Origin of the sequence: Paenibacillus eucommiae, from assembly GCF_017874215.1 — a bacterium.
Classification (GTDB): Bacteria; Bacillota; Bacilli; order Paenibacillales; family NBRC-103111; genus Paenibacillus_AI; species Paenibacillus_AI eucommiae.
Genome location: NZ_JAGGLB010000041.1, coordinates 49,776 through 72,515 on the forward strand (window position 1 = coordinate 49,776; position 22,740 = coordinate 72,515).

Consider the following 22,740-nt stretch of genomic DNA (forward strand, 5'->3'; position numbering starts at 1 on the left):
CTTTCTACGGCAGCGCTAATAAGTCAGTGCTTACTTGAGCTAACTCAGGACTGGTTAATGCACGGTTATATATTAATAATGCATTCGTTACATGTTGACCGCTCGAAAGTACCAATCCCTCGAATTTAGCATGGTTTTCCAGTACCATGGACTTATTCATGACTCCATTAAGATATAATGCCATGGTCTTCGTAACGCTGTCATAAGTTACCTGCATAACTGATCCAGGTCCACCTGGAGTCAGTGTCGAATCCGCAAACGCAGCACCATCCCTTATGATAGTAGTTGTAGTGGTGGCGTTATCCCTAATCTCTACCTTAGGATGAACCTTAGTAGCCCCTACGGAGCTAGAACAAATCCGGAAACGTCCCACAGTATTAGCAGGGGTAGGATCTATTTGAAGATCTTTATTATCTTTGGATGAGGTAAAAAAGTGGGTGGAGTAGTTAATAGCGTTAAGATATGCCTTAATGACCACAGTAAATGAGCTTCCAGGAGTGGTCATTCCCATGTTAGACAAATCTGTGCTGATGAGATAACCAGAACTGGTTATATCGTTACTTGTTCCAGCTTGTTTTATACCACCTGCAATATACCCCTCAGTTCCATCCGATTTAAAGTTAGTGAGAGTTAATGGCATGTTACCAACCGAATCTTGAGCAGATCCAGTATGCCCTTTTCCACCTCTGAAATCGTAGCTATGCAGCAATCCATTTGTTACAGTTGTCATTCCGGGTTGACCAGAATTTATGGTAAAACTCGCAGTCTGAACCGTGCTGCTATTGCCCGCTGTATCTTTGCCAAAATACTTGAGTGTTGCTGTCGTGCTGATCGCTATGGGGGCCGAATAAACCGAGCTGCTTGTCGTCGGCATACTGCCATCCGTGGTGTAATAGATTGTATCTGGCTCGTTGGCGTTGAGCGTGACTGATTGAGCGCTTGTAAACGTACCGCCGTTTGGTGCGGCGGTAATGATAGGCAGTGTTACGTCTGGAGCTGTAACAGTCGTGGCCTGTACGGTTGGATTTCCGCTCGAACGTTCTCCATCGGACCCAATCGCAACCACGCGAATGGTATAGGTTGTAATCGCGGAAAGTCCGGTCACAAGGTAATTATCAGCCGTAACCATATCGCTTGCTACCGTAAAATTCGTACCATTAGTTGAGTATGCAACCTCGTACCGTACGCCGTTGGAAGCCGTCCAGGATACCGGTATAGAGTTATACGTAGAAGTTCCTGCCACAAGGTTGGTAATCGGAATTGGCGGAATGACGCTGGGCACCTCTACCGTTATTGCCGTTACGGACGTGCCAGCAGATATGTTATTAGCGGCATCCTTGGCCTTGATGATAAATGTATACTGAGTTGAGTGTATAAGCCCTGTGACGTTGTAAGTCGTCCCAGTAACGCTACCTAAAAGTGTAGCCCCTTGGTAAACATCATATCCAACCGTATCCTCTGACACTGAGACAGTCCAGGTCAGGGTTAGTGTTGTTGTCGTGATGTTGGATGTTACCAGATTTTTCACATCTTCAGGGGCTTCCGTGTCAACTGGAGGAGGCGGAACTATTGTGCTGCCTAAGGAAAATTTACCGTAGGCTTGGAATGGAACGATCGTGTTGATGGTGACCGTTGTAAATGGAAGGAAGTTCTCACTGAACACTGCCCCGGCATATACAAGCCATTCTTGGCCATTTATTACAAACGTCAGGTCCTGATCCCCATCGTTACTGATTACAAACCCAGTCATGACCTTCGCAAACTTTTTGGTCATGGTGGAGTTCCCCCGAAAAGGTTCGTCCGCAACCATGATTGTGGTTTGCATGTTGTAGGCTCCACCCGATCCGATAACTGGCTCAAACCCACCATCTTCGCCCTTGTTGGGATTCCAATATTGTGGTATTGCCATTTTCCTTGCATCGCGGATCATTTCCTTATTGGGTATTGATTCTTCTCCGTAATTTGAATCCATCCTTATCCCTCCTCTCTAAGCTAAATCTGCTACGATTTCGATTGTAATAAACCTGTCAATGGGAAATGACTCAATACTGAAATAGAGATATGTTACCTCAAATTCCGCTTTCATTATGCACAACTCCATTACCTCTCCGCGTTCAAAAGCGAAGCACACTACGCCGTTTTTAGCTTCAATAATATCGGTTGCCCAATTTATCAGCAGTCGCCCATTTTTGGTCATGATGAATTTCACCTCAGCACCAGTCAAGTCAACCAAGGAACCAGATGGATTCCTGAGTACTTTGACGGCTCTGCGTGTGTCGTGCCGCCTGATTGTGAGAGCCAGCATTTCACCTCTTTTCTTTCAATGACTGGAAGCGTCCGGGTGACAAATTGAGAAATGGACTCGAGGCTCACAGTGTAAACATCGACTCTGTTTGTAGTTGCCTCGATCTCTATTGATTTGCGGGTTCCATTGCTACATGAGTTACTCAATTCAACTCCCCCTTAGTTTTCTGTTAGCTGACCAGACACCTTCCGAGCTCGCCGGCCAGTCTGCCTATCTCCTTATTTGGGGCAAGTCCCTAGATAGCCTTGGGTTTAGAGATTAGTTTATTTGCATCATCTTTAGTCATCTTTAGTTTTTCTCCTTCCATCTTATTCACGGGTGTAACTTTTGGCTTGTACTGTTGCAGGTTAATAGGAGGGAAGTGAAAATTAATGGTCCGATATTTTAAACGTGGGAAAACGTGGCAGTACTCAATAAGTCGTATGGTTAATGGAAAATCAGATCTTATTCGCAAGGGCGGGTTTACTACGAAGAAAGAAGCACAGGCCGTCGCGGCGGAAAATAAAAGCCAAACTCCGTAAAAATATTACTCCTCACCTGCTACTTGAACCAATAGATGATTACTAAGAGCAATGGTTGCCTACTTATAGAGCCAATATTGGCAAGAATACTAAGGTTAGATACCTAAACACACTTGATACCCTGCGAGACAAGCAGACCATGGGAATTTTTAAATCTTTCTTCGCTAATACCTCCAGCAACATCCACGATCTTGTTTTTTTCAGCCCTCATTCAATGTACGAAGTCTAAGTAACAATGCAGCCAATAAGGCACTCGAATTGCTACTTAAAAAAGTGAATATTAATTCGATTAGTGTCCACGGACTTCGCCATACCCATGCCAGCATTTTCTTTATAAAGGTGTTTCGATATACTATGTTAGTGAGCGACTTGGACACGCCGATATAGAGACGACTTTGTCCCATTATGCACACATAGAAAAGGAATTGAGGACGAAGGATGAAAATAACACCTTAAAGACTTTTGAGGACATAGCTATCTAAAAATAATTTTACACATTTTTTACACATCCTTTTACAAACCCCACATAAATCAACGGTTGAGCGGTATTCTAAAAGTGATTAGAAGCAATAAAAGCTAAAATATAATCTTAAGCATAATTCACACATATTTCACACAATGAAAACCACGAAACTCCAGAACTCACACCCTGGGACCTCTGCTATTTAGTTACGAATAAGGAGTTGTGTCATAAATGAGAACTGAACAAGTGCAGACACTCGAACGCAATGAAACGAAGCTGGTTGGATACACTGTAACGGCGTCGCTAAATCAAGATCTAGCGGCTACAATTGTCGGAAGATTACGTGAAGACCTCATTGGCAAGCGTCATGAAATTGCAAATCGTTTAGATGATGAGGGGATTTACTTAGTCCAAGTTTATCCGGACGGTGATTGGACGCCAGATGTTCCTTTTGTAAGTATTGTTGCGGTAGAAGTTAGCGATTTTGTCCATATTCCCGAAGGATTAGTCGGGCATACGATACCAGCCGGAAAATATGTGAAGATTACTCATATGGGACCAGAATCCCAAATAGGAGAAACCTATGATTCGATTCGAGATAATGGCATCAGTGGTTTCCGGCTTTTTGATTTCGAATACTGGTCTGATATTACTTCTCTTGAGCAAGAGGACTCCACAATCGATATTTATTTGCCTTGGAAGCTTAAGCCTTAGTGGACATAGGATCCTCTATTTTCCCAAAATGATGCCGTTTCTAAATCTTACGGACATGAGGTCTCTTATTTGCCTTGAATAAGGCTAAAACAGGAGAAAAGAAGCTCAATAAGAGCTCCTGTGTCCGTAATCATTTCAAATTATGTCATTTTGCCACAATTAGCATCCGTGATGTCCGTAAGCATTTTGCTGAACTTGCCAAGTTAAATGATTTAGATAAACATGCACCTCACTACAACCAGAACTATATTCACCCACTAATATTTTTTCATCGCCCCACTACCTTGCAAAACAATATAGCATGTGCTACTCTATAAAATATCAACGGTATCTTGCATAACCACATACTGAATCATACCGCTGTGGTTTGCTATCTTGTTTAACCATATAGCTGGAGAATACGACTTGATTTGAGGTGAATGATTTGGATAGTCAGAGTCAATTGTTAAAAGGAATACTGGAAGGCTGTATTTTGAGCATTATTGCAGAGGATGAGGTGTATGGGTATGAGCTTAGTCAGAAATTACATGAGGCCGGCCTGACTATGGTTCGTGAAGGCAGCATATATCCTGTTCTGCTAAGAATTCAAAAAGGCGGTTTAATAATAGGGCGGATGAAGCCTTCCTCCTCCGGTCCAGACCGCAAATATTATTCCCTGACAGAAAAAGGTCAAGAAGCACTCGCCGCATTTGAAGCTAGCTGGGATCAATTGGTTGAATCTATGGAACTATTAAGGAGGAAGCAAAATGAACGCCGTACAAATGGTTCGCCGAAATAATGAACTGCGGAAACAGCTTGACGCACCTAATCTGAAAGTTTACGAGGATGCTCTCGTCTACGTTCGCTTAAGTCGTCTGTCTGAATTTGAGACTGAATCGTTATTACTTGAAATGCTCGAACATGTATTGGAAGCACAGCAGAATGGCAAAAGTGCAGAGGATGTTTTCGGAAACGATCTGAAGAGTTACTGCGACGAGTTAATTGATAATATACCAGGCGAAAAAAAGCGTGTTTCAGTTGCCGATTATTTCAGCTATGGATTTCTGACTTTAGGCTGGATGTTTGTAGTGAACACTATATTTCATATCATCGGCATTTTTTATCCTCAATTTGCAGAATACGAGGTTAGTGTTATTCCATACCTTGCAGCTTTTGTGCTTACATTTTTCGCCATTATCGCCCTCTTGTTTGCTTTGAAAAAATCTGTCTACGACTCAAGACTCTGGTTTATTGCAGCCATTGTGCTATGGATTGCGGATATCGCCGTCTTTGTCCTGCTAAGCGTTTGGTTTAAGGAGGTTTGGACACTTACCATGAATGTCTGGATCAGCGGCGGAATCACGCTTGGAGCCTTTGTGGCCGTGTACTTGCTTAAGCAAATATCCAAATCAATGGATGGCCATGCTTGAGAAGTAAATCCCCCCAATAGCTTCTCAACAAACTTCACCGCAAAAAGTATTCAGCTTTTTGAACAGGCGAAAAAAACCGACATATTCCCGGTTTTTCGCCTGTTCTATCTTTTAGTTTTCCAGCTTCAGTTCTCAAATAGCTTCTCTTCCAGCGCTTTACCGAGTCTGATATGGAATTCAGGATCCGGATGGTTAATTCCGTTGGATAACAGACTATGAATATCGGTTCCTGCCTGCTCCATTTGCTCCCAGAAAGCATATACGTCAAGGCAGGGCACATCATTTGCCAAGGCAAATTCACGGATAGCATTTACATAGGATAGCAGGTGCCCTTCCTCTGCGAGCTTGATAAATTGTGGCACTGAAGGCCTGTGCACCTCTGCTATACGGTCATTATCCCGGCTCATCATCATGCACGGAGTCATTAGTAAAATTTCTGCTTCTGTTTCGCTCCGAATGCGGTGAACCAGATCTCCTACAGCCTGAATAAAGGGAGCAAGCCCCTCCCTGCCCCCATGCGCATCGTTGTGGCCGAAGAAGATGGTTACCAGATCAGGCTTGTACATCAATACATCCCGTTCCCAGCGGGTACGAGACGGAGCAGCACTATCACCAGACACTCCGGAATTGATCACATTGAACACCGTACCAGGATATCGCTGTTGGGCGCCTCGCTTGAAAACGTGATGGTACACATTCTCATATTCCACATATCCAGCCTGCATGCAGCCTTGTGTCACACTATCTCCCATAGCTACATAAGTGACAGCCCGTTCCGTAACGTTATCTGCTTTCTGCTGCAATCTTTCTAGCAAGCGTTCAAATGGCTTCATAGGATCACCTTCCACATGAGTGGTTTAATTGTTAATCAGCTCTTCTCTCTGACTATTCAAGTTATTTCACCAGTCGAGAACTACCCCAAGATAAGGCTCTTTCTTTTCTGTAATCAGCTGCCAGGCTTCCTCCGCCTGATCTACCGGGTAGCGGTGAGTAACAAGCGCCCCAGCCTGCAGCCAGCCCTCTTTGATGCCTGCAAGCGTCTCGTCCATCCGCTCTTTGGTCCAGCCAGATGGCGCATGCAGGGTCATTTCATTAGACCGCAGCTTCTGAATGTCTATGCTGCCCTCAGTGCCATAAAACCCGGCAGATACGAAATGAGCGCTGTGACGCAGCAGAGGAAACGCTTCCTCTAGAACGTCGAGTGAACCGACTGTATCAACAATGATGGCTATTCCTTCCGAACCTGCGAAATCACGAAGCGCTTCCGGAATGGCACGTACTTTCGTATTGACACCCTCCGCTTTTTCCGGTAAATAACGCAGCCGCTCATCGTGACGGCCAAGGACCATTACCTTAGCTCCACGCTTCAGCAGCGTCTGTGCCGTCCAATTGCCAACCATCCCGTCACCAATCACAACCGCCCGATCACCTTCACGAACCTCCGGACGCATGCCGCAGTTGTACCCGACCTGTGTAAGCACCAGACCGCTATAATCAACAGAATTCCCTTGATCAGGAAGCTTCCACACTTGGTTGGCGGACGTTACAGCAGGGCTTATGTGGCCTCCAAACGATTCGAACATGTTGGATATCCGGCTAATCGTAACAAATACACGGTCGCCGACCTCAAGGCCCGTCACCTCGGAGCCAATTTGTGTAATGACACCAACCTTTTGGTAACCAGCCACAATTGGGAACGGCCAAGGAGCTCCTGGTTCATACGGCGTATCTCCTGCAATTCGCTCCCCGCGCAAAAAAGACGACTCCGTTCCATTGCTAATCCAGGAAACCTCCACATCAACGACCACTTCATCCGGACGCGGCTCCGGAATGTCCACCTCTTGCACAGCAACCTTTAAACGATCCGTGAAAACGACCGCTTTTCCTTTCATCGCAATCTCTCCTCCGATTTATTGATTTGCTGAAGTTTTTATGAAAAATCCTTGCCAGGATAAAAGTGTACTTTGATTGCTGTTTGTGATTTCAACAAGTCAACGGCTTCTTGATAGTTCGTAAATGGGACATGATGAGTCTGGATGCACTCTGTATTCAATCCTTGATTCGCTACAGCATCAATCAACAGCTCCCTGTCACGCTCATTAAAGCGGCGGTATTTATAAGATTCCAGCTTCATGCCCTGAAACCATAAATGCTCATCATATTGCAGGGTACCTTTTAGCACGCCAAAAATAACGATATGCCTGTCGACGATACGCAGCAGATTTTGAACAGAAGGGGCTGCGCCTACACAATCGTATCCGAGGGTGAACCGGCGGCTCTCCACCTGATCAGTATGCATAGCCACACCAATACCAAGCTCGTTGACATACTTAATCCGCTCTTCATTTACATCGACCCCAACGACCTCAGAGGCTCCCCAGATCTTCGCTACCTGCATACCAAGCATACCCGCAGGTCCCATCCCGGAGACGACCATGGATTTACCGCGTATATCACCGAACTGCGAAAGGCCGATCATGACACATTTTAACAATTCAAAAGAAACCGCCTGCTTCGAGGATATCGTATCGGGCAGCTTGATGATCTCATGTTCCTGATAACAGATGAATTGGGCATAAGCTCCGTCACCCATAATATGCTCAAGTGCAGCAATACGGTCACCAGGCTTGAATCCCTGCACGCCGCTGCCAACTTCACGAACGACACCTGCCACTTCATGCCCCGGCCAGCCTGGAGGAAGCGGGTACTCGGGGGATTTCGAATAATCGAACATATCCCTTCCACCCAGCATGTTAATGTCCCAGCGCGGACAGGTTGCAACAATTTCAATTTCCACCAAAACTTGATGATCTTTTACTTTGGGCACATCAGCTTCGATAATGTTAAACTCACCTGGAGCTGTAATTTGCAGCATTTTCATTTTCATAGCGTGGACTCTCCTTTAGCTTTCAAATGGATACGCATTCAGCTTACATCAAATAAGAGATCTTGTATTTGCAGGTTCTATTTGACTTCCTGTTTATCCTTCTGGTAAATTTCCGTTGTATGGCTGGTTATTTATATACCCATTTGCACAAAATCGACTTTTCACTTCTGAAAAGAAAGCTATAATGCCAGGCCGACTGTGATAAACTGTATACAGCTGATTGACGAGGGGGAGTAGGCATGTATTTGCGGGAGTATGCTATTGTCAATATGACGCGTAATTTGGTGGAGGAGACAGGCGGGGGGACCCATCCTTTTCATGAAATTTTATATATATTCGAGGGAAGTGCTTCTCTTCAATGGATGGGGCGGGACTATCTCTTTACATCGCCTGCCCTCTTCCTGCTGCCGCCGAATACGCCACATTTGCTGACCAAGCATTCCGGCACTTGTCTTTTTAGCTACATTGAGCTAGATATGCAGAACACCTCCGAATTTCCCGCAATTGAGCAAATAAGCCGTTGGAACGCGCTGCAATGCGACAAAAATCCAGAGCAGCCAGAGCTGGCTCCAATTTACCAGGTTGCAGCCAATCTGCTGGGCAGCCTACAGCCCAATAATCCTTATAAGGCCATTGCTGCAGATATTTTGTTATTAGATACCCAAAAACTGCTGATGCTGGTCAATTGCTTTCTACAAGTCCAGCAGCCAAGCTCAGATATGCCCTCTGGCTCCAGGTTTCCCCGTGATCAGGCCGAGGGTCAGGAGCGGATCCACAACATTATGCGTTTCATGGAATCCAACTATAGAGAACCATTAACCGTTAATCGCTTAGCAGCGCAAGCGCATCTTGAGGTTTCGTATTTTATTCGTTCCTTTCACAAAATTGCCGGCAGAACTCCACTGCAGTATCTTCACGATTTACGTTTAAATACCGCTTCAAGCCTGCTTTCATCGACAAAGATGCCGATTCTGGAAATATCCGATGCCGTAGGTTTTCAAAGCATTCATTACTTTAGCAGACTTTTTAAACAAAGATATGGTGTCAGTCCTTCCCTTTGGAGAACAAAAAAAGAGCAGGAAGCTCTTATTCCATAAGCTTGCCTGCTTGATAAAAATACCTATGAATGCCGCTCTGCTCCAGCTAAGGGTCCGGTCCTCAACGCACATGCGTCCCTTTCCAAGCCTCCTCAGCCAACTGCTTGAATACAAGAGCCTGCTGCCAACGATCGGATATTTCCCGATGATCCGTCCGGAATCCCCGTTCCTGCCTGCTGCCCGCCTCACATATCATCGAGTAAGCAGGAGGCCCAAGCTCCACAACAAAGGGCAAAACCTCACCCGGCTGAGCCCTTTGCAGCCAATAGGCCATGCCCCGCTTCCACCAGCGCATAAAATACGGAACCATGGGATGCTCTCCTGCCGCCCCGATGTCTACTTGAATTTGCTGCCCATTGGATACACGTGCATGAATGGCAGAGGTGCGCTGAAGCAGCTTTTCAAAAAAAGGTTCGGCTTTAACAGCAGCTTCATTCATTTCACCAGCAAGCACGTAATGCGAAAAATCAATCGTAAGCCGCAGATCCCCCACCGCCTGGATATAGTCAACAGTTCGCAGCAAATCCTGGGTCACCTTGCCGCGATGTGTTTCGATAAAATAAGGAATCTGAGCGGAGCACGCCTCTTCGTTAAGCTCCCTTAGCAATTGAATGGCAGCTGCCCCAATAAGAAAAGAGTCAGCAACCTGTGAATTCACATACTGAACACCAAAGTCCTTTGCTTGCCGCATAAGCAGCCCTAGATCCTCACGGCTTTCTGGAAAGGACTGGATACCGAAGCTGAAGCCATATTCGTCCAGCAATTTACGCCATTGCTCCGCTTCAGCGGGAGCAGGCAGGCGGCCAAGAATGCCCGTAAAGCCTGCTTTGGCAATTTGCTCAAACTTTTCTTCCATACTCCACTCGCTTGTACCATCTCCCAGCCCATACATAGCCCACCAAGACTGCTGAATGTCAAGCTTGGGTGCCTCCTTAGATCCGTTCTTATAGCGGTTCCATGCCCCTTGAACACTATCGTTTCCTGTCTGCATCTTCGCTGCCCCCATCTCTAAATCTCATCTCTATACCTCATTTAAATAAATATGCGGATTTTGACGACGGCATTGCTCCATAACAGCCATTTGCTGGCGGACTTGCTGCGGCGTAATTTCTAATAATGCGCCTTGGGTCAGTGTCCTGTACAGCATCATATATACCTGCTCTGTCATTTGCTCGAACGGTGTTCGCTCATTTGAGATCGACGGCTCCCATTGCTCTGAATACCAGGTTAAAGCTTCGCTGCAATATCCCGGCATCCCATTTTTATCGAAAAGAGGATCACGGGTAAGCTTCTGCTCAGGCGCTTCTTCCGGCTTGAAATAGGTCCACTCCAGCCGCTGTGCACTTCCACGCAGCCCGCCATTCGTCCCGTGAATCATAAACGGTTCTCTGGTAAAAGCGGAGCAGGAGGAGATTTCTACATCAATCGTGGGGCGGCCCGGGGCTCTCATAATCAGCTTGACGTAATCCTCGGCATCACCAAAGGTGTTCGCCCGATCCATGATACAGGTAATCTGCGGCATGATATCATCTCCGAACAGCTGCAGCGCCTGGTCGAGCGGATGCGGACCTGTATTCATTAAATTCCCGCCGTTATTGCTCTGCAGCGTTTGCCAATCCCATCTGCGGGCAAAGCCGCTTTGAGTGATATCCACCTGGACAATACGGCCGAGCACTCCCGATTTGATCACTTTACGAATTTGTACAAATGCCGGCAAATATCTGGAGTTCTGGAAAACAGCCAATATTTTTCCGGATCGATTGGAGGCTTCAATTAAACGGTCCACCTCAACTGCTGTTTTGGCCAGCGGCTTCTCGCAAAGCACATGCAGGCCGCGATTCAGCAGCTCCAATGAAATTTGAAAGTGCTGCTCGCTGGGAGATGCATTCACGACCAAATCAAGCTCCTCATGCTCAACCATTTCCTGCCACGAAGCATAGGCATGGCAGTTGTATTCCTGGATAGCACGTTCCCTACGCTCTGTTAGCCCATCAGCTACAGCTGCGATTTTGTAATAATGCTTTATTTTAGCGAGCAAATTACCATGTATATCACGACCGCTGCGTCCCTGTCCGATGATTCCAACCTTCAACACTTGATCACTCATGCGATTCCAACCTCTTTTCTTTAGATGGATACGCTTTTAACTATACCAAACCGATCCGAAAAATTATTGACCGATTCAGCAGGGTTTTGACTTTTTGCTAGAGTCATTGAGAAGGCACATTGCTTACAGGTAACGCAGCTCGGAAGGACTCATCCCGCGGTAACGCTTGAACTGTCTGCTGAAATAATGAATATTGTCGTAGCCCAAAGCTGCCGCAACCTCACTGACATTCATCCCGTTAAAGCGCAGCAGGTGCTCGGCACGTTCGATTTTCATATCGATCATATAGGACTCGACCGTCCGCCCCATGATCTCCTTGAACTTTCTTGAAAAATAACGCGGGGAAAGCCGCGCCCTTTCAGCCAGCTTGGTTACGGAGTGAGGCATGCTCGGAAATTGGCGGACATAGTTGGCGACTTCGTGAATGCTCGTGAAAAGCTCCTGATCCTGCTCTTGTTCACTGTTCTTAGGATGCTGAGCCTCGGCTTTGCGTTCCCTTTCAAGCTGCAGCAGCAGCAAATATAACAGCAGCCTTGCCTCCTCTTCATCCCCGCTGTGCCCCTCCATTCGAGCATGTACATATCGCGTCAAATAAAGCTCAAAGGTCAGCATATCCCGCACTCTATAAAAGGAAGCGAAAGCTTCCACAGCGGTTGCAGGCAGCGAAAAATGGATATACGATACGGTGATCGGCTTTTGGGGATTATGCTCGCCCCTCGTCTCATCCCCTGGCCGGAATAAAAAGCAGCAGCCTCTCGATATGCTCCTCTTCTGGCGGTTCAGCTCCAGCTCGCCTTCTCCGCTCCAGACATACCAAAGATCGCAATCATCAAAAGGCCTCCCCACCGTATTCCACTTCCAGGCCTTCTCACAAAACACTTTGCCGAAATAAGCAGTCTGTTCCAGCTGATCCGACCTAACCTTGTGCATGTTCACCATTCCTTATGTGTCAAATCGTATAAACATTCCACACTTTCGTGAATTCACTTCCCGATGCAAATCAATTACGATAAGAAAAGAAGAACCGAACAACTGAACAACTGAACAACTGTACAGGTTAACCCTATCCGAGGAGGTTTTGTAATGCTGCAGCCATTTATGAATATTAAGAATTGGGATAAAATCGGGCTATCGGTAGCAGAGTCTGCCAACCGGCTCCGTCACATTGCTTATTTCGACAGACAGCTGATGCGCATTGAGGCAGGCCGTATGGTCGGATGCCCTGAATATGAAATCAAAGGCGCTCTCGCCAATATAGCCTGGTTCGATGCCTCCCATCACGAGCAGCTGCGAAACCGCTGCAAACAGCTGCGGATGAGCTCCGCCGCCTTCGATAAATGTCCAGAGCCGGAGCTTGAACTGCTGCTGGCAAAAGTGCTTGATTCTGGCAGCACGCTGCTGCTGCTCGTCGCCCTGTTTGAAGTTATAAAACCAGCGCAAATTGCTGCAATTCAGAGATACATGGAGGCCACTCAGCCGCTTGTGGATCAGCCGAGCCTGCATATGCTCAGGCATCAGCTGCTGGACCGGGAAGAACAGGTCCAGTGGGGGCAACAAGCTATACTCTCGCTTAGCGAGAAGGCAAGTGAGGAAGAGCTTGATGAAGCTAGGCGCTGGAACGAATATTTGCACAAGCTTCTCGCTGCCGCGGGTGGGGCGGATGGAATTTCTGCCAAAGTGCCCGTCGCAGACGCTGAGCATATCGCAACAATCCCTTATACGGCGCCTGAACAGAGTGCGCGTGACGAACGCTACAAAACCTCAACTACCAAGTTTAAAGATATTGAGTTTGAAGACAGCAGTGCCGGACGCTTCAAAATGATGCTTTATTCGCGTTATTTTGAAATGTCTCCTGCAGAAGGTGTTGCATATGTGCTTTTCCAATCGGCAGGCAAGCCTTGGGCTTTCTACCTGGATACCGCCCGACATCTCTGGGACGAGGTCCGTCATTCCTGGTTCGGCGAAGCGGCGCTCCGCAAGCTTGGCTATGATGTCTATGAAGCTCCGAATTGGACCGGCTTCTATGATATTTCCAAAAACCTTTTCGAGCTGGACGAGGCTTACATCCATTTAACCATCGCTATCGAACAAGCAGCTATGAAATATCCGCCAGGCAAGCGGGAGGAATGGGAATTTGCCCGCGATATCGCCCAAGATCCGCTGATGACAACCTTCCAGGATTTCGATTGGGCAGATGAGGTCGTCCACGCCGGATTCGGAAAAAAATGGGTCATTGATTTTCTCTATAAGGGTGATGTGGAAAAAGCCAAATTAGTTGCTGATGCTACCTGGGAAAAACGCGCGAAATTTATGGAGCTAAAAGCTCAGGGCGAGCAGGAAGCTCACAGCCATTTTGCTGGTGATTATTAGGAAGAAAGACGGCTTGGCCGGCATCCTTTGAGGGATGTGTGTTCGGGACTTGGGTGCGTTGCGGAGGGAATGGCTGTGGGCTCCAGCCACTGTTAAAGATTTGTTCCCTTGAATGGATCGATATGGAGGTAGGAACAAATCTTTAAAGGTGGACGCTACCGCTCTTCCTCCCACAGCCACTCCCTCTCTTTAGCTACAATCGCATGAATCACACTTACACCAAGCTCAAACGGACTACCAGCAAAGGTTTTCTATCTGAGAGAAAGGGATAGTGAAACAGTTCACAGACACATCAATGAACAGATTGCTAGCCTTCGTATTGTTCCAAAACGATGCGCTATAATTAAGTTCCTAAACAAATACCGCGGGTTTACGGCGCAGAATATGTGCGTATCGTGAATCCGCGGTATTTGTTTTGCCTACAGAAGCCTTCATCTCTGCTCACAGCAGCTTGCGGTACATTCCGTACTTTCGCCAAATTCGGTAGCCGAGCTTTTCATAGAAATCCGCGATCTGCGTGGCGTCTATGACGATGCTGCGGATGCCCCGCTGCCTCAGCATGGCAATCCCAGCCTGGACGATGGCCGCACCATAGCCTTTGCCGCGGAATGCGGGATCAATGCCCAGTGGTCCAAGACCGCCAAGCTCATCCGCAAATAACGGAGCCCAGTATATATTTTGCGTAAGCAGTGGGGAGTGTGAATCGTTAACCCGGCAAAAGCCGATCAGTTCATCTCCCTGCTCCATAATCATGTATTCCCGGCCTGTGCCGCCATGCTCCCAATACTGCCTTGTCAGGTAGTCCCATCTGCCAGGAAAATGCTTGTGCAAAAAGCTTTCGATCCGCTCCCGTTCGGCTGCATGCACAAAGCGGATGGTCACACCTTCCAGAGCTGGCAGCTCCATCGATTCAGCTTCCTCGTAGATCCGCAGCAAGTCGGTAATAGTGGCAAAGTCTTTATATCCTCTACGCTCAAACCACCGCACCGCTTCAATATTCGGAAGGGGTATGCCCGGAAACATTCGCCTGTGCAGGTCATTGCCCAGCTCAATCTTACTCGCGCCCTGTTCCTTAAGTGCCTGCTCTGCCAGGTCAATCAGGTCACTTCCTATGCCGCGGCCCCGATAGCGGGAGTCTACAAGCAGCGCTTGTATCCAGCCTGTATCCTCAGGGAATTCAATGCCTTCCCGGCGGTCGGTCCATTTCTTGGAAACCACGAAGCCTCTCAGCTCATTCCCGGCTGATTCATCAACTGCAAGCCACGAGCCTGCTTCAAGCAGGTTCACATCTTCAAAGCAATTTTGCCGCAGCAATCTTTCTCTCATAGGAAACTGTTCTCCAAGCTCCCGGTTCCAGAGCTCTAGCAGCGGACCTATATATGCTTCCGATAATGACACAAATTTCATTGTTGACCGCCTCCAGCAGCAGCCGGAACGCTTCTTATGAGCCTCCGCGGAATTCCCCCGGAGTTGTCCCGGTATGATTTTTAAATAGCTTGGTAAAATAGCTTTTGTTGTCGTAGCCCAATTGGTCGGCAATGTCCTCAACACTTTTGTTCGTCTGCTCAAGCAGTTCCTTCGCACGCTCCATCTTGCTTGAGGTTACGTATTGAATGAAATTGTCGCCTGTTTCCTTTTTAAACAAACGGCTGAAGTAGCTGGAGTTGATATGAAGCTTGTCGGAAACTTCCTCCAGCGTAATTTTTTTGTGTAAATTTTTGGCCACATATTGCTGTGCCTGCATGATTTCCGAGCGCCGTGATTGCTGATAAATTTGCCGGATGAGCGGAATGCGCTCCTTGAAAAACTTAATAACTCTCTCCGTCAACTCATCAATACTATCAATCCCGCCGATCGTATGATGCAGCACCTCCATAGAGAAAGTTGATTGATAGTGCTGCATCGCGAGCAGCCTGGCCTGGTTGTCGTACAGAATCTTCAGCGTCCACTCTTTGACGATTTGCGGCGGAAAGCGCGCTGTCTGAATAAGTCCCATCCAGCGGTATATAATCTTATTCAGCTTATCCTCCGCTTCTTCCATGAAAGCGTCACGGATCTCCTGCGAGGCTGCCGGAAAGTCAGCAAATAAATCATCCTTGGAGAAGGTCTCATTAGGCAAACTCTTATAGATGCCGCCTTCCTTCAAATAAAAACGGCTGTCCGCAGATTTCAATAAGCGAATGATGCTTGTACTCAGTAGCTGCGGGTCTGAGGACGCAGTACCATATAAGAAGGAAACTGAAATCTTCAAATACTTTTGCAGCGAAATACGAATTTCCTGACTCACTGATTGGATAGACTCCAGATCATCTTCCCGGAGGGAGCGTTTATATGGAAATAGCAGGATGAATTCCTTGGAGCTGTAGGGCAGCATGATCGCACCCGGAGCCTTAAGCAAAATCTCGCTGGCCACATTTCCCAGTCCAAACATAATAATATTGTCATTAATGAAGCGCTCCTTGACCTCTTGATGACGGTTCACGTAGCACAGCAACGGTAAATAGCTTTGTCCCGCAAATTCAATTCCGAAGCGTTGTGCTTCCTTTGCCCAGTCACTGAAGTCGCCCAAAAGATGATGTACAATGCGGTGCAGCAAATTCTGCTTCAGCACGATATCATTCTCTTCCGTCATGCTCTTCCACTTCTGATTTTGCGCTTTGGCAGCCGCTTCCTGCTGCAGATCATCACGCAGCCTCTCCAAAAGCTCGATCATTTGGTTCTGCTGCATCGTTTCTTTCAGCACATAATCATTGACCTTTAGCTTAACCGCTTTCTGGGCGTAGCTGAAATCATCCATGCAGGACAAGATAATGACTCGTATATTCGGATTCAACCGCTTCAGCTCTGTAATTAAAGCAATGCCGTCCATCTGGGGCATGCCTATATCCGTCACTACAATATCCGGCATGCTGTGCTCTGCTTCTTTAAGCGCTACGAGCCCATTTTTGCATGTGGAATGAACCTGCAGTCCAAGCTTTTGCCAGGGAATCATTTTCTCCAAAAATTCCAGCACAGGATAATCATCGTCCACCAGCATGACTGTATACATCGTCTACACCTCGCCTCCTCTCACAGAATCCGGTGCCTCCACCGGAAATATCAGCTCGATGCGTGTACCTTGCTGGGGGGTGCTGTCGATAAGAAGCTGAAAGTCAGCCCCATATAAAAGATAGAGGCGCTCATAGATGTTGGCAATGCCGATTCTCGACAGTCTCTTCGTTGATTCCTTCTCATCCGCTAAACCACCCAGCTTGCGCATCTCCATTCGCAGGAGCTCCAGCATCTCCGGGCTCATGCCCTGACCGTCATCCTCCACAATAATGCTGACCTGCTCTTCCGTTCGCCTCGTAAAAATGCCGATCACACCACCATTCTGGCTTAAGCCATGAATATAGGCATTTTCGATCAACGGCTGGAGCAGAAAACGCGGCACAATAACAGGCATACTGTCCGATGTCGCTTGAATATCCAGCTTCACCTCATCAGCCTGACGGAAATTCAGCAGCTCCACATATTTCTGAACAATATGAAGCTCCTCATGCAGGGGCGTGTATTCGTTATGCCGCTGTATCGTCATCCGCAGCAGACCGGATAGTGCAGACAGCAGATCAGCGTTCTCCTGATCCCCCCGCAGCAGGATGCGCAGCCGGATCGAATTGAGAATATTGAACAGAAAGTGCGGGTTGATCTGCGCCTGCAGCATCGCCAGCTCTGCCTTGCGCTTCTGCGTCTGTTCATTCGTAATCTGCCGGATCATCCGTTCAATCCGCTCCAGCATCTGATCGAAGGATTGTCCCAGACGCCCGATCTCATCATGTCCGGTAATGCCTGAACGAACCCCCAGATCCCCGCCTTCAACACGGCTGACCACGCGGCCTAACTGCACAACTGGCTTCGTAAACTGCCGGACCATATAAATAAATACAAATAGAAATACAACCATCAGCACGATTTGAAACAGAAAGCTTAAGCGGGAGATGCTATTGATTTGATTAACAGCTTCCTTATATGGGGTCAAGCTGACAATTCGATACCCATTATAGGCCAGATCATGACTGCTTAATAAAAACTCTTCACGACCCGACCTGATCAGCTTTGCCGCCGACTCATCGAGCTTCTCCAGTTCAGCAGAAAAGGCAAACTGCTTCCCAATTTTCTGATTGTCCTTACTGGCAACAACCCGCCCCTCGCGATCAATCAGCAGTGTTTCCTGGCGGCCTTTATCATGATCGAAAATCTGGCTGACCTGCTTCTCGCTAATGCTGATGATTACGTAGGCGTATGAAGCTTCCGATGATATTTTCAACGCTTTAGCCATCGTTATTAAATACGGACTGCCCGCCTGTTCTGAAGGAATATAATTGGGCAGCGCTCCAGCCCAGTACAAATCGAAGGCGGGCTGCTTCCTCACTTGCTCCATCCAAGGCTCATTCAAAAACGAAGCCGGATCAAAGCCTAGCGGAGAATAATTCGTAAAATACCGCCCTTTTGAGGTCAGAATGGTCACGTATTGCTTCTGGGTAACGATGGCGATATTCGTCAGCTTTTCTGTAATTTTCCGAAACTCTGACACACTGCTCAGGGGATCTGTCTGGCCAAGCTTGCTGCGCTGCCAAACTTCCTTTAAGGTTAAGTTAATGTCGGAATCAAATTGAATGTAGTTAGAAATATAAGTTAACGTGCTGAATAAATTCGAAATATATAAATCGGCCTGCTCCAGTGATTTTTTTTCATTTTGGATAATCTGCGTGCGGATAATATCCTTAGTGAAATAATTGCTTACAAGCAGAGTCAGGAAGGCGGGCAAAATCAAACATAAGACAGAGGCGAAAATCAGCTTTTGTCTAAGGCTTAGCTGCAAGCTTTTTCGAGTCGCCACAAACTCCCTCCTCCATCTCGCACAAATAGAAAACCCATCCCAGGAAGCTTCATATCTCCAAGGATGGAAGGTGCTTATTATATTCTAACCAATGTTGCAGCATAAAACTAGGCGAGAACAACAGATGAGTCCCTGGGGATGGCTGGCAGGTAGAACAAATATAAGCGGGGCCGGTTATCCGACCCCTCACTTATTATTTATTAGCGTCAACTATTTTTTGTAAATTAGCCTGCGCGTTTTTAATCGTTGTCTCCAAGTCCTGCTGCTTCAAAATATATTTCTCAGCATCCTTCACATACGCGTCTTCCAGCTCGGTTTGGTAAGTCGGAGGAATATTCAGCGCAGCTGTTTTGCTGTTTTTGATCACATAGCTTAAAGATTCGGCATCTATCTTATCAGGACTTAACGCTTTTTCTTTTACAGCTTTAATCAACTGATCCACATCCTGTTTCTTCCAAGCCGAGTAAACATTCTTCATCTCTTCACCCTTGGTCGTATACCAGCGGATGAAATCGTAAGCTTCCTTCTGCTTTTTCGATTTCGCGAGAATACCCATATAGTTGCCATTTGCCAAGCTTACCCCGGAAGGCTCTCCTTTGACATTTGAAGGCATAGGTGCAAAAGCTGTAGTAAATGTAGCCGGGAACTCCTTCGTTCCACCAGCATCGGTAATCATCCAGTTACCGCTTACAATCATAGCTGCTTTTTGCGTGAAATAAACCGGACGGTAAGCCAGCTTCTGCGATATCGTATCCGCATAAGGCACTGCACTTTGATCCGTGTATTCAGCCTGATAGCGGATTTCCAGCGATTTGCGGACTTCCGCACTGTCGATTTTGACCTTGCCATCATTGACCAAGTTATTTTCCTTCGACTGATTCATCAGTCCAAGCTGCCAATACATCGGCCAAGTGTGGAAGTAAGTACCATATACCTTCGCAGGGCCTGTTCCGCTAGTCAGCTTTTTCGAATATTCGAGATAGTCATCCCAAGTCCATTCTGTCGGTACAGGCAGGTTAGCCGCATCCAGCATATCCTTGTTCAACAGTACGAAATAATTCTCAAAGGTATCCGGCAGCGCGTAGTAATTTCCGCCAATCGCCGTATCCACCGTGTATTCATCTGATAGGGTCAAGCCTTCTTCCTTGATGAGATCATTCAGCGGCGCCAGCAGATTCAGACCTGCACGCTTGGAATAATCGGTTACACCAGGCAGCAGGGCAACATCCAGATCATCTCCTGAAGCCACGAGCATATCCAGCTTCTTCATCGCCTCGTCAGACGCTTCATTATCAACCAGTTCCACGTACTCAATCTTGATGCCGCTATGCTGTTTTTCATATTCTGCCAGCACTGGAGCAATTTTGTCTTCGGGATACCAAGCCGCCATACGAATGGTCGTTTCTTTCACTTCTGTCCCTGAATCTGGAGATGACGCCGTTCCAGTCGGAGCAGGATCTGCGCTTTTACCGCAAGCAGCAGCCAAGACGATCAACATGACACAAAGCACACCCATAACCCATTTTCTATTCATTTCATGACCTCCTTGGAGTTTGTAAACATCGTAACATTTGGAATTAACTATTAAATCCAACATATTTGACTAATATAGAAATATTTTTACTATATCTTCTATATCAACCTTTTACACCACCAAGAGTAATGCCTTCAATAACCTGCTTTTGCCCGATAATAAACACAATAAGCAGCGGGAGGATCGCCGATACAGAAGCGGCCATAATCAGTGAATAAAACTGCCCGTTACGGTCGGCAAAGGAATTCATGCCAAGCTGAAGCGTAAACAAAGCTTTGTCATTCAAGAAAATGAATGGAGTTTGAAAGTCATTCCACGTCCAAATGAAACGAAGAATCGCATAAGTCGCAATGGCCGGCCTGACCAAAGGGATAATGACTTTTGTAAATATTTTAAAATGCCCTGCCCCGTCCATTTGCGACGATTCGATATAATCATTGGAAATACCGGCGAAAAACTGCCGTAATAAAAATGTCCCGAGCACGCTGAAGCCGCCAAGAAGAACTAGACCTGTGTGCGTGTCGTAAAGTCCCAACCAGCGATAAAGTACAAAAAGCGGTACCTGCGTCGCTTCTGCGGGTATCATATACGTTGCAAGTACGATAAAGAAAAGCAGCTCTCTGCCGCGGAAATGAATTTTCGTAAACCCATAAGCAGCCATGCTCGACACAATAACCGAAAGCAGCGTAGTTAGCACCGATATCTTGATAGAGTTCCAGTAATACAAAGCAAAATTGGCCTTGCCGTTCCAAACTCCCAAATAGTTGTCCACAGCATTCCAAGTTCTCGGAATCCATTCAATCGGATATTTAAACACATCCACCTCAGGCTTGAACGAAGTGGAGAGCATCCAAATAAATGGCAGTAAAAAAATGAGACCTAAGCCGATCATAATGATCGTAATTATTAATTTTCCGACTTTCAGCCTTTGCACTCCCGCTCACCCTTTCTCATCAATAATTGACCCACTTCCGCTGGCCTACCCATTGCAGCAAGGTGATGACCATAATTAAGCCAAACAAAACTACGGCCATGGAAGAAGCATATCCCGTCTGCAAATTGACGAAAGCCGTGTTGTACATATCATATACAATTACAGAGGTAGAATCGGCAGGGCCTCCATCTGTCAGCACCTTAATAAGCGTAAATGCTTTGAAGTTACTAATCAGCCCTGTGATCAAAAGAAAAAAGGTCGTCGGCGTCAGCATCGGAAAGGTAATATACCTGAATTTTTTCCAGTAGCTTGCCCCATCAATTTCTGCGGCTTCGTATAGATCCTGGGGAATATTTTTTAACCCGGCAATGTAAATAATTAACGATACCCCGAGATCAATCCAGATCATCAGCATAATGACCGAAGGCAGGGCAAAATGCGGGTCAGCCAGCCACTTCGGCGGATTGTCCATCCCTAGAGCAGACAGCATCCCGTTAACCGGTCCATACGATGGATGGAACAGTACCTGCCACACGACAGCTACTGCGACAACACTGGAAATTTGCGGCATGAAAAATACGACCTTGAACATATCCGCGGCGTAAACATGCTTCGTAATAATAACAGCAAACAGCAACGCAATCGCCATTCCAATAGGTACTGCAAGCAGCATAATTAAGTTATTCGTTAGTGATTTCAGAAATACAGCATCTTGAAACAATTGAACAAAATTATCGAAGCCCGTAAAACGAATGTTGCTGAAGCCTGTCACAAAAGACCATTTCGTGAAGCTTAATGCAAACGAAAATATCATAGGGAACAAGGTGAATACGAGGACACCCAGCAGCATGGGTCCCGTGAATACGTATCCCATCCAGGTTTCCTTCCACTTCCTCCGATTACGGCTCTTCCGTTGATCTTTCTTTATTTGTCCATTGGCAACTGGGAGCTCCAATACATTCACCTCCACCCTTATTTGTTATTCTTCATTATAAGGGAACGAGTATACAACCATAAGGCAATATTATTACTCATTTTAAACAAATTTGACTATCACGGGAGATAGACGCTTTGCGGTTTCCTTTGATGAGCGTGTTCGTGACATGGGAGCGTTGCGGAGGGAAGGGATGTGGGCTCCAGCCGCTGTTAAAGATCTGTTCCCTTGAATGGAATGGATGTAGAGGTTGGAACAAATCTTTAAAGGCGGACGCTAACGCTCTTCCACCCACACCCCTTACCTCTCTCAAACTACAATCGCACGAACACCAAACTCAAACGGATAGCCAGCAAGGGATTTTCTCTTGGTTAGAGGAGATTCCTAGCGGACGCAAGCGCTGGGGATGAAGAGCGCGCGCAGCTGAGGAGGACCTGCTGCTTTAACGATGTTTTTCATCGTTAAAAGCATAAGATCCGCTCCACATCCTTACTTTAACGATGAAAAACAGTTACTACTTAGGTAGGCTAAAAGGAAAATTGTCCGCGATAAGCAGAAGTCAAAGAGGAAAGAAGAGGAAGTTTTT

Annotated in this window: 21 protein-coding genes; 6 read left to right on the top strand and 15 right to left on the bottom strand. The window is 46.7% G+C overall.

Annotated features, from left to right (window positions below):
• Positions 1 to 4 precede the first annotated feature (4 nt).
• The 3 genes from J2Z66_RS36575 to J2Z66_RS36585 are packed head-to-tail and all read right to left on the bottom strand — an operon-like array spanning position 5 to position 2,451.
• Positions 5 to 1,972 (bottom strand): chitobiase/beta-hexosaminidase C-terminal domain-containing protein, encoded by a 1,968-nt coding sequence (locus tag J2Z66_RS36575; protein ID WP_209977960.1) that lies wholly within the window; start codon positions 1,970 to 1,972, stop codon positions 5 to 7.
• Between the two features lie 15 nt (positions 1,973 to 1,987).
• The gene (locus J2Z66_RS36580; RefSeq protein ID WP_209977962.1) at positions 1,988 to 2,197 is read right to left on the bottom strand and encodes a hypothetical protein; all 210 of its coding nucleotides are present in this window, start codon (positions 2,195 to 2,197) and stop codon (positions 1,988 to 1,990) included.
• A 23-nt stretch (positions 2,198 to 2,220) separates the two neighbouring features.
• The gene (locus J2Z66_RS36585) at positions 2,221 to 2,451 is read right to left on the bottom strand and encodes a hypothetical protein (RefSeq protein WP_209977964.1); all 231 of its coding nucleotides are present in this window, start codon (positions 2,449 to 2,451) and stop codon (positions 2,221 to 2,223) included.
• A 225-nt stretch (positions 2,452 to 2,676) separates the two neighbouring features.
• On the opposite strand from J2Z66_RS36585, the gene J2Z66_RS43170 reads away from it, so the two are divergent.
• From J2Z66_RS43170 to J2Z66_RS36605, 4 genes are all read left to right on the top strand, one after another.
• Entirely contained in the window at positions 2,677 to 2,826 is a 150-nt protein-coding gene (locus tag J2Z66_RS43170; protein WP_245376118.1) for an Arm DNA-binding domain-containing protein, read from the top strand.
• Between the two features lie 694 nt (positions 2,827 to 3,520).
• A complete protein-coding gene (locus J2Z66_RS36595) occupies positions 3,521 to 4,003 on the top strand; it encodes a GyrI-like domain-containing protein (protein ID WP_209977965.1) in 483 nt (160 codons plus the stop codon).
• Positions 4,004 to 4,427: 424 nt separating this feature from the next.
• On the top strand, positions 4,428 to 4,781 hold the full coding sequence (locus J2Z66_RS36600; RefSeq protein ID WP_209977967.1) for a PadR family transcriptional regulator: 354 nt from the start codon (positions 4,428 to 4,430) through the stop codon (positions 4,779 to 4,781).
• Positions 4,750 to 5,412, top strand: coding sequence for a DUF1129 domain-containing protein (locus J2Z66_RS36605; protein WP_209977968.1), 663 nt, complete (start codon positions 4,750 to 4,752; stop codon positions 5,410 to 5,412). Before J2Z66_RS36600 ends, J2Z66_RS36605 begins: the two co-directional genes overlap by 32 nt.
• A 125-nt stretch (positions 5,413 to 5,537) precedes the next feature.
• Here J2Z66_RS36605 and J2Z66_RS36610 read toward each other — a convergent pair whose 3' ends face one another.
• The 3 genes from J2Z66_RS36610 to J2Z66_RS36620 all read right to left on the bottom strand — a co-directional run bounded on the left by J2Z66_RS36610 (position 5,538) and on the right by J2Z66_RS36620 (position 8,299).
• Positions 5,538 to 6,245, bottom strand: coding sequence for an SGNH/GDSL hydrolase family protein (locus J2Z66_RS36610; protein WP_209977970.1), 708 nt, complete (start codon positions 6,243 to 6,245; stop codon positions 5,538 to 5,540).
• 66 nt (positions 6,246 to 6,311) lie between these two features.
• Positions 6,312 to 7,304 carry a zinc-dependent alcohol dehydrogenase gene (locus J2Z66_RS36615; protein ID WP_209977972.1) on the bottom strand — a complete coding sequence of 331 codons (993 nt, stop codon included), beginning with the start codon at positions 7,302 to 7,304 and terminating at the stop codon, positions 6,312 to 6,314.
• Positions 7,305 to 7,342: 38 nt separating this feature from the next.
• Complete coding sequence (locus tag J2Z66_RS36620) at positions 7,343 to 8,299, bottom strand: zinc-dependent alcohol dehydrogenase (protein ID WP_209977974.1); 957 nt, start codon at positions 8,297 to 8,299, stop codon at positions 7,343 to 7,345.
• Positions 8,300 to 8,538: 239 nt separating this feature from the next.
• Here J2Z66_RS36620 and J2Z66_RS36625 point away from each other — a divergent pair, with 239 nt between their 5' ends.
• A complete protein-coding gene (locus J2Z66_RS36625; RefSeq protein ID WP_209977977.1) occupies positions 8,539 to 9,396 on the top strand; it encodes an AraC family transcriptional regulator in 858 nt (285 codons plus the stop codon).
• Positions 9,397 to 9,457: 61 nt separating this feature from the next.
• On the opposite strand, the gene J2Z66_RS36630 is transcribed toward J2Z66_RS36625, so the two are convergent.
• The 3 genes from J2Z66_RS36630 to J2Z66_RS36640 form a co-directional block, all read right to left on the bottom strand.
• A complete protein-coding gene (locus tag J2Z66_RS36630) occupies positions 9,458 to 10,387 on the bottom strand; it encodes a sugar phosphate isomerase/epimerase family protein (RefSeq protein WP_209977979.1) in 930 nt (309 codons plus the stop codon).
• A gap of 30 nt (positions 10,388 to 10,417) precedes the next feature.
• Positions 10,418 to 11,503, bottom strand: coding sequence for a Gfo/Idh/MocA family protein (locus J2Z66_RS36635; protein ID WP_209977981.1), 1,086 nt, complete (start codon positions 11,501 to 11,503; stop codon positions 10,418 to 10,420).
• 123 nt (positions 11,504 to 11,626) lie between these two features.
• The gene (locus J2Z66_RS36640; RefSeq protein ID WP_209977982.1) at positions 11,627 to 12,433 is read right to left on the bottom strand and encodes an AraC family transcriptional regulator; all 807 of its coding nucleotides are present in this window, start codon (positions 12,431 to 12,433) and stop codon (positions 11,627 to 11,629) included.
• A gap of 153 nt (positions 12,434 to 12,586) precedes the next feature.
• On the opposite strand from J2Z66_RS36640, the gene J2Z66_RS36645 reads away from it, so the two are divergent.
• Positions 12,587 to 13,873, top strand: coding sequence for a hypothetical protein (locus tag J2Z66_RS36645; protein ID WP_209977983.1), 1,287 nt, complete (start codon positions 12,587 to 12,589; stop codon positions 13,871 to 13,873).
• Positions 13,874 to 14,314: 441 nt separating this feature from the next.
• Here J2Z66_RS36645 and J2Z66_RS36650 read toward each other — a convergent pair whose 3' ends face one another.
• The 6 genes from J2Z66_RS36650 to J2Z66_RS36675 form a co-directional block, all read right to left on the bottom strand.
• Positions 14,315 to 15,280: a GNAT family N-acetyltransferase gene (locus J2Z66_RS36650; RefSeq protein WP_209977985.1), complete on the bottom strand. Its 966-nt coding sequence runs from the start codon at positions 15,278 to 15,280 to the stop codon at positions 14,315 to 14,317.
• A 34-nt stretch (positions 15,281 to 15,314) separates the two neighbouring features.
• Positions 15,315 to 16,922 (bottom strand): response regulator transcription factor, encoded by a 1,608-nt coding sequence (locus tag J2Z66_RS36655; protein ID WP_209977986.1) that lies wholly within the window; start codon positions 16,920 to 16,922, stop codon positions 15,315 to 15,317.
• A gap of 3 nt (positions 16,923 to 16,925) precedes the next feature.
• The gene (locus J2Z66_RS43930; protein WP_209977987.1) at positions 16,926 to 18,752 is read right to left on the bottom strand and encodes a cache domain-containing sensor histidine kinase; all 1,827 of its coding nucleotides are present in this window, start codon (positions 18,750 to 18,752) and stop codon (positions 16,926 to 16,928) included.
• Positions 18,753 to 18,945: 193 nt separating this feature from the next.
• Positions 18,946 to 20,286 carry an ABC transporter substrate-binding protein gene (locus tag J2Z66_RS36665; RefSeq protein ID WP_209977988.1) on the bottom strand — a complete coding sequence of 447 codons (1,341 nt, stop codon included), beginning with the start codon at positions 20,284 to 20,286 and terminating at the stop codon, positions 18,946 to 18,948.
• A 103-nt stretch (positions 20,287 to 20,389) separates the two neighbouring features.
• Positions 20,390 to 21,178: a carbohydrate ABC transporter permease gene (locus J2Z66_RS36670; protein ID WP_209977996.1), complete on the bottom strand. Its 789-nt coding sequence runs from the start codon at positions 21,176 to 21,178 to the stop codon at positions 20,390 to 20,392.
• Positions 21,179 to 21,239: 61 nt separating this feature from the next.
• Positions 21,240 to 22,175 carry a carbohydrate ABC transporter permease gene (locus J2Z66_RS36675; protein ID WP_312894963.1) on the bottom strand — a complete coding sequence of 312 codons (936 nt, stop codon included), beginning with the start codon at positions 22,173 to 22,175 and terminating at the stop codon, positions 21,240 to 21,242.
• Positions 22,176 to 22,740 lie beyond the last annotated feature (565 nt).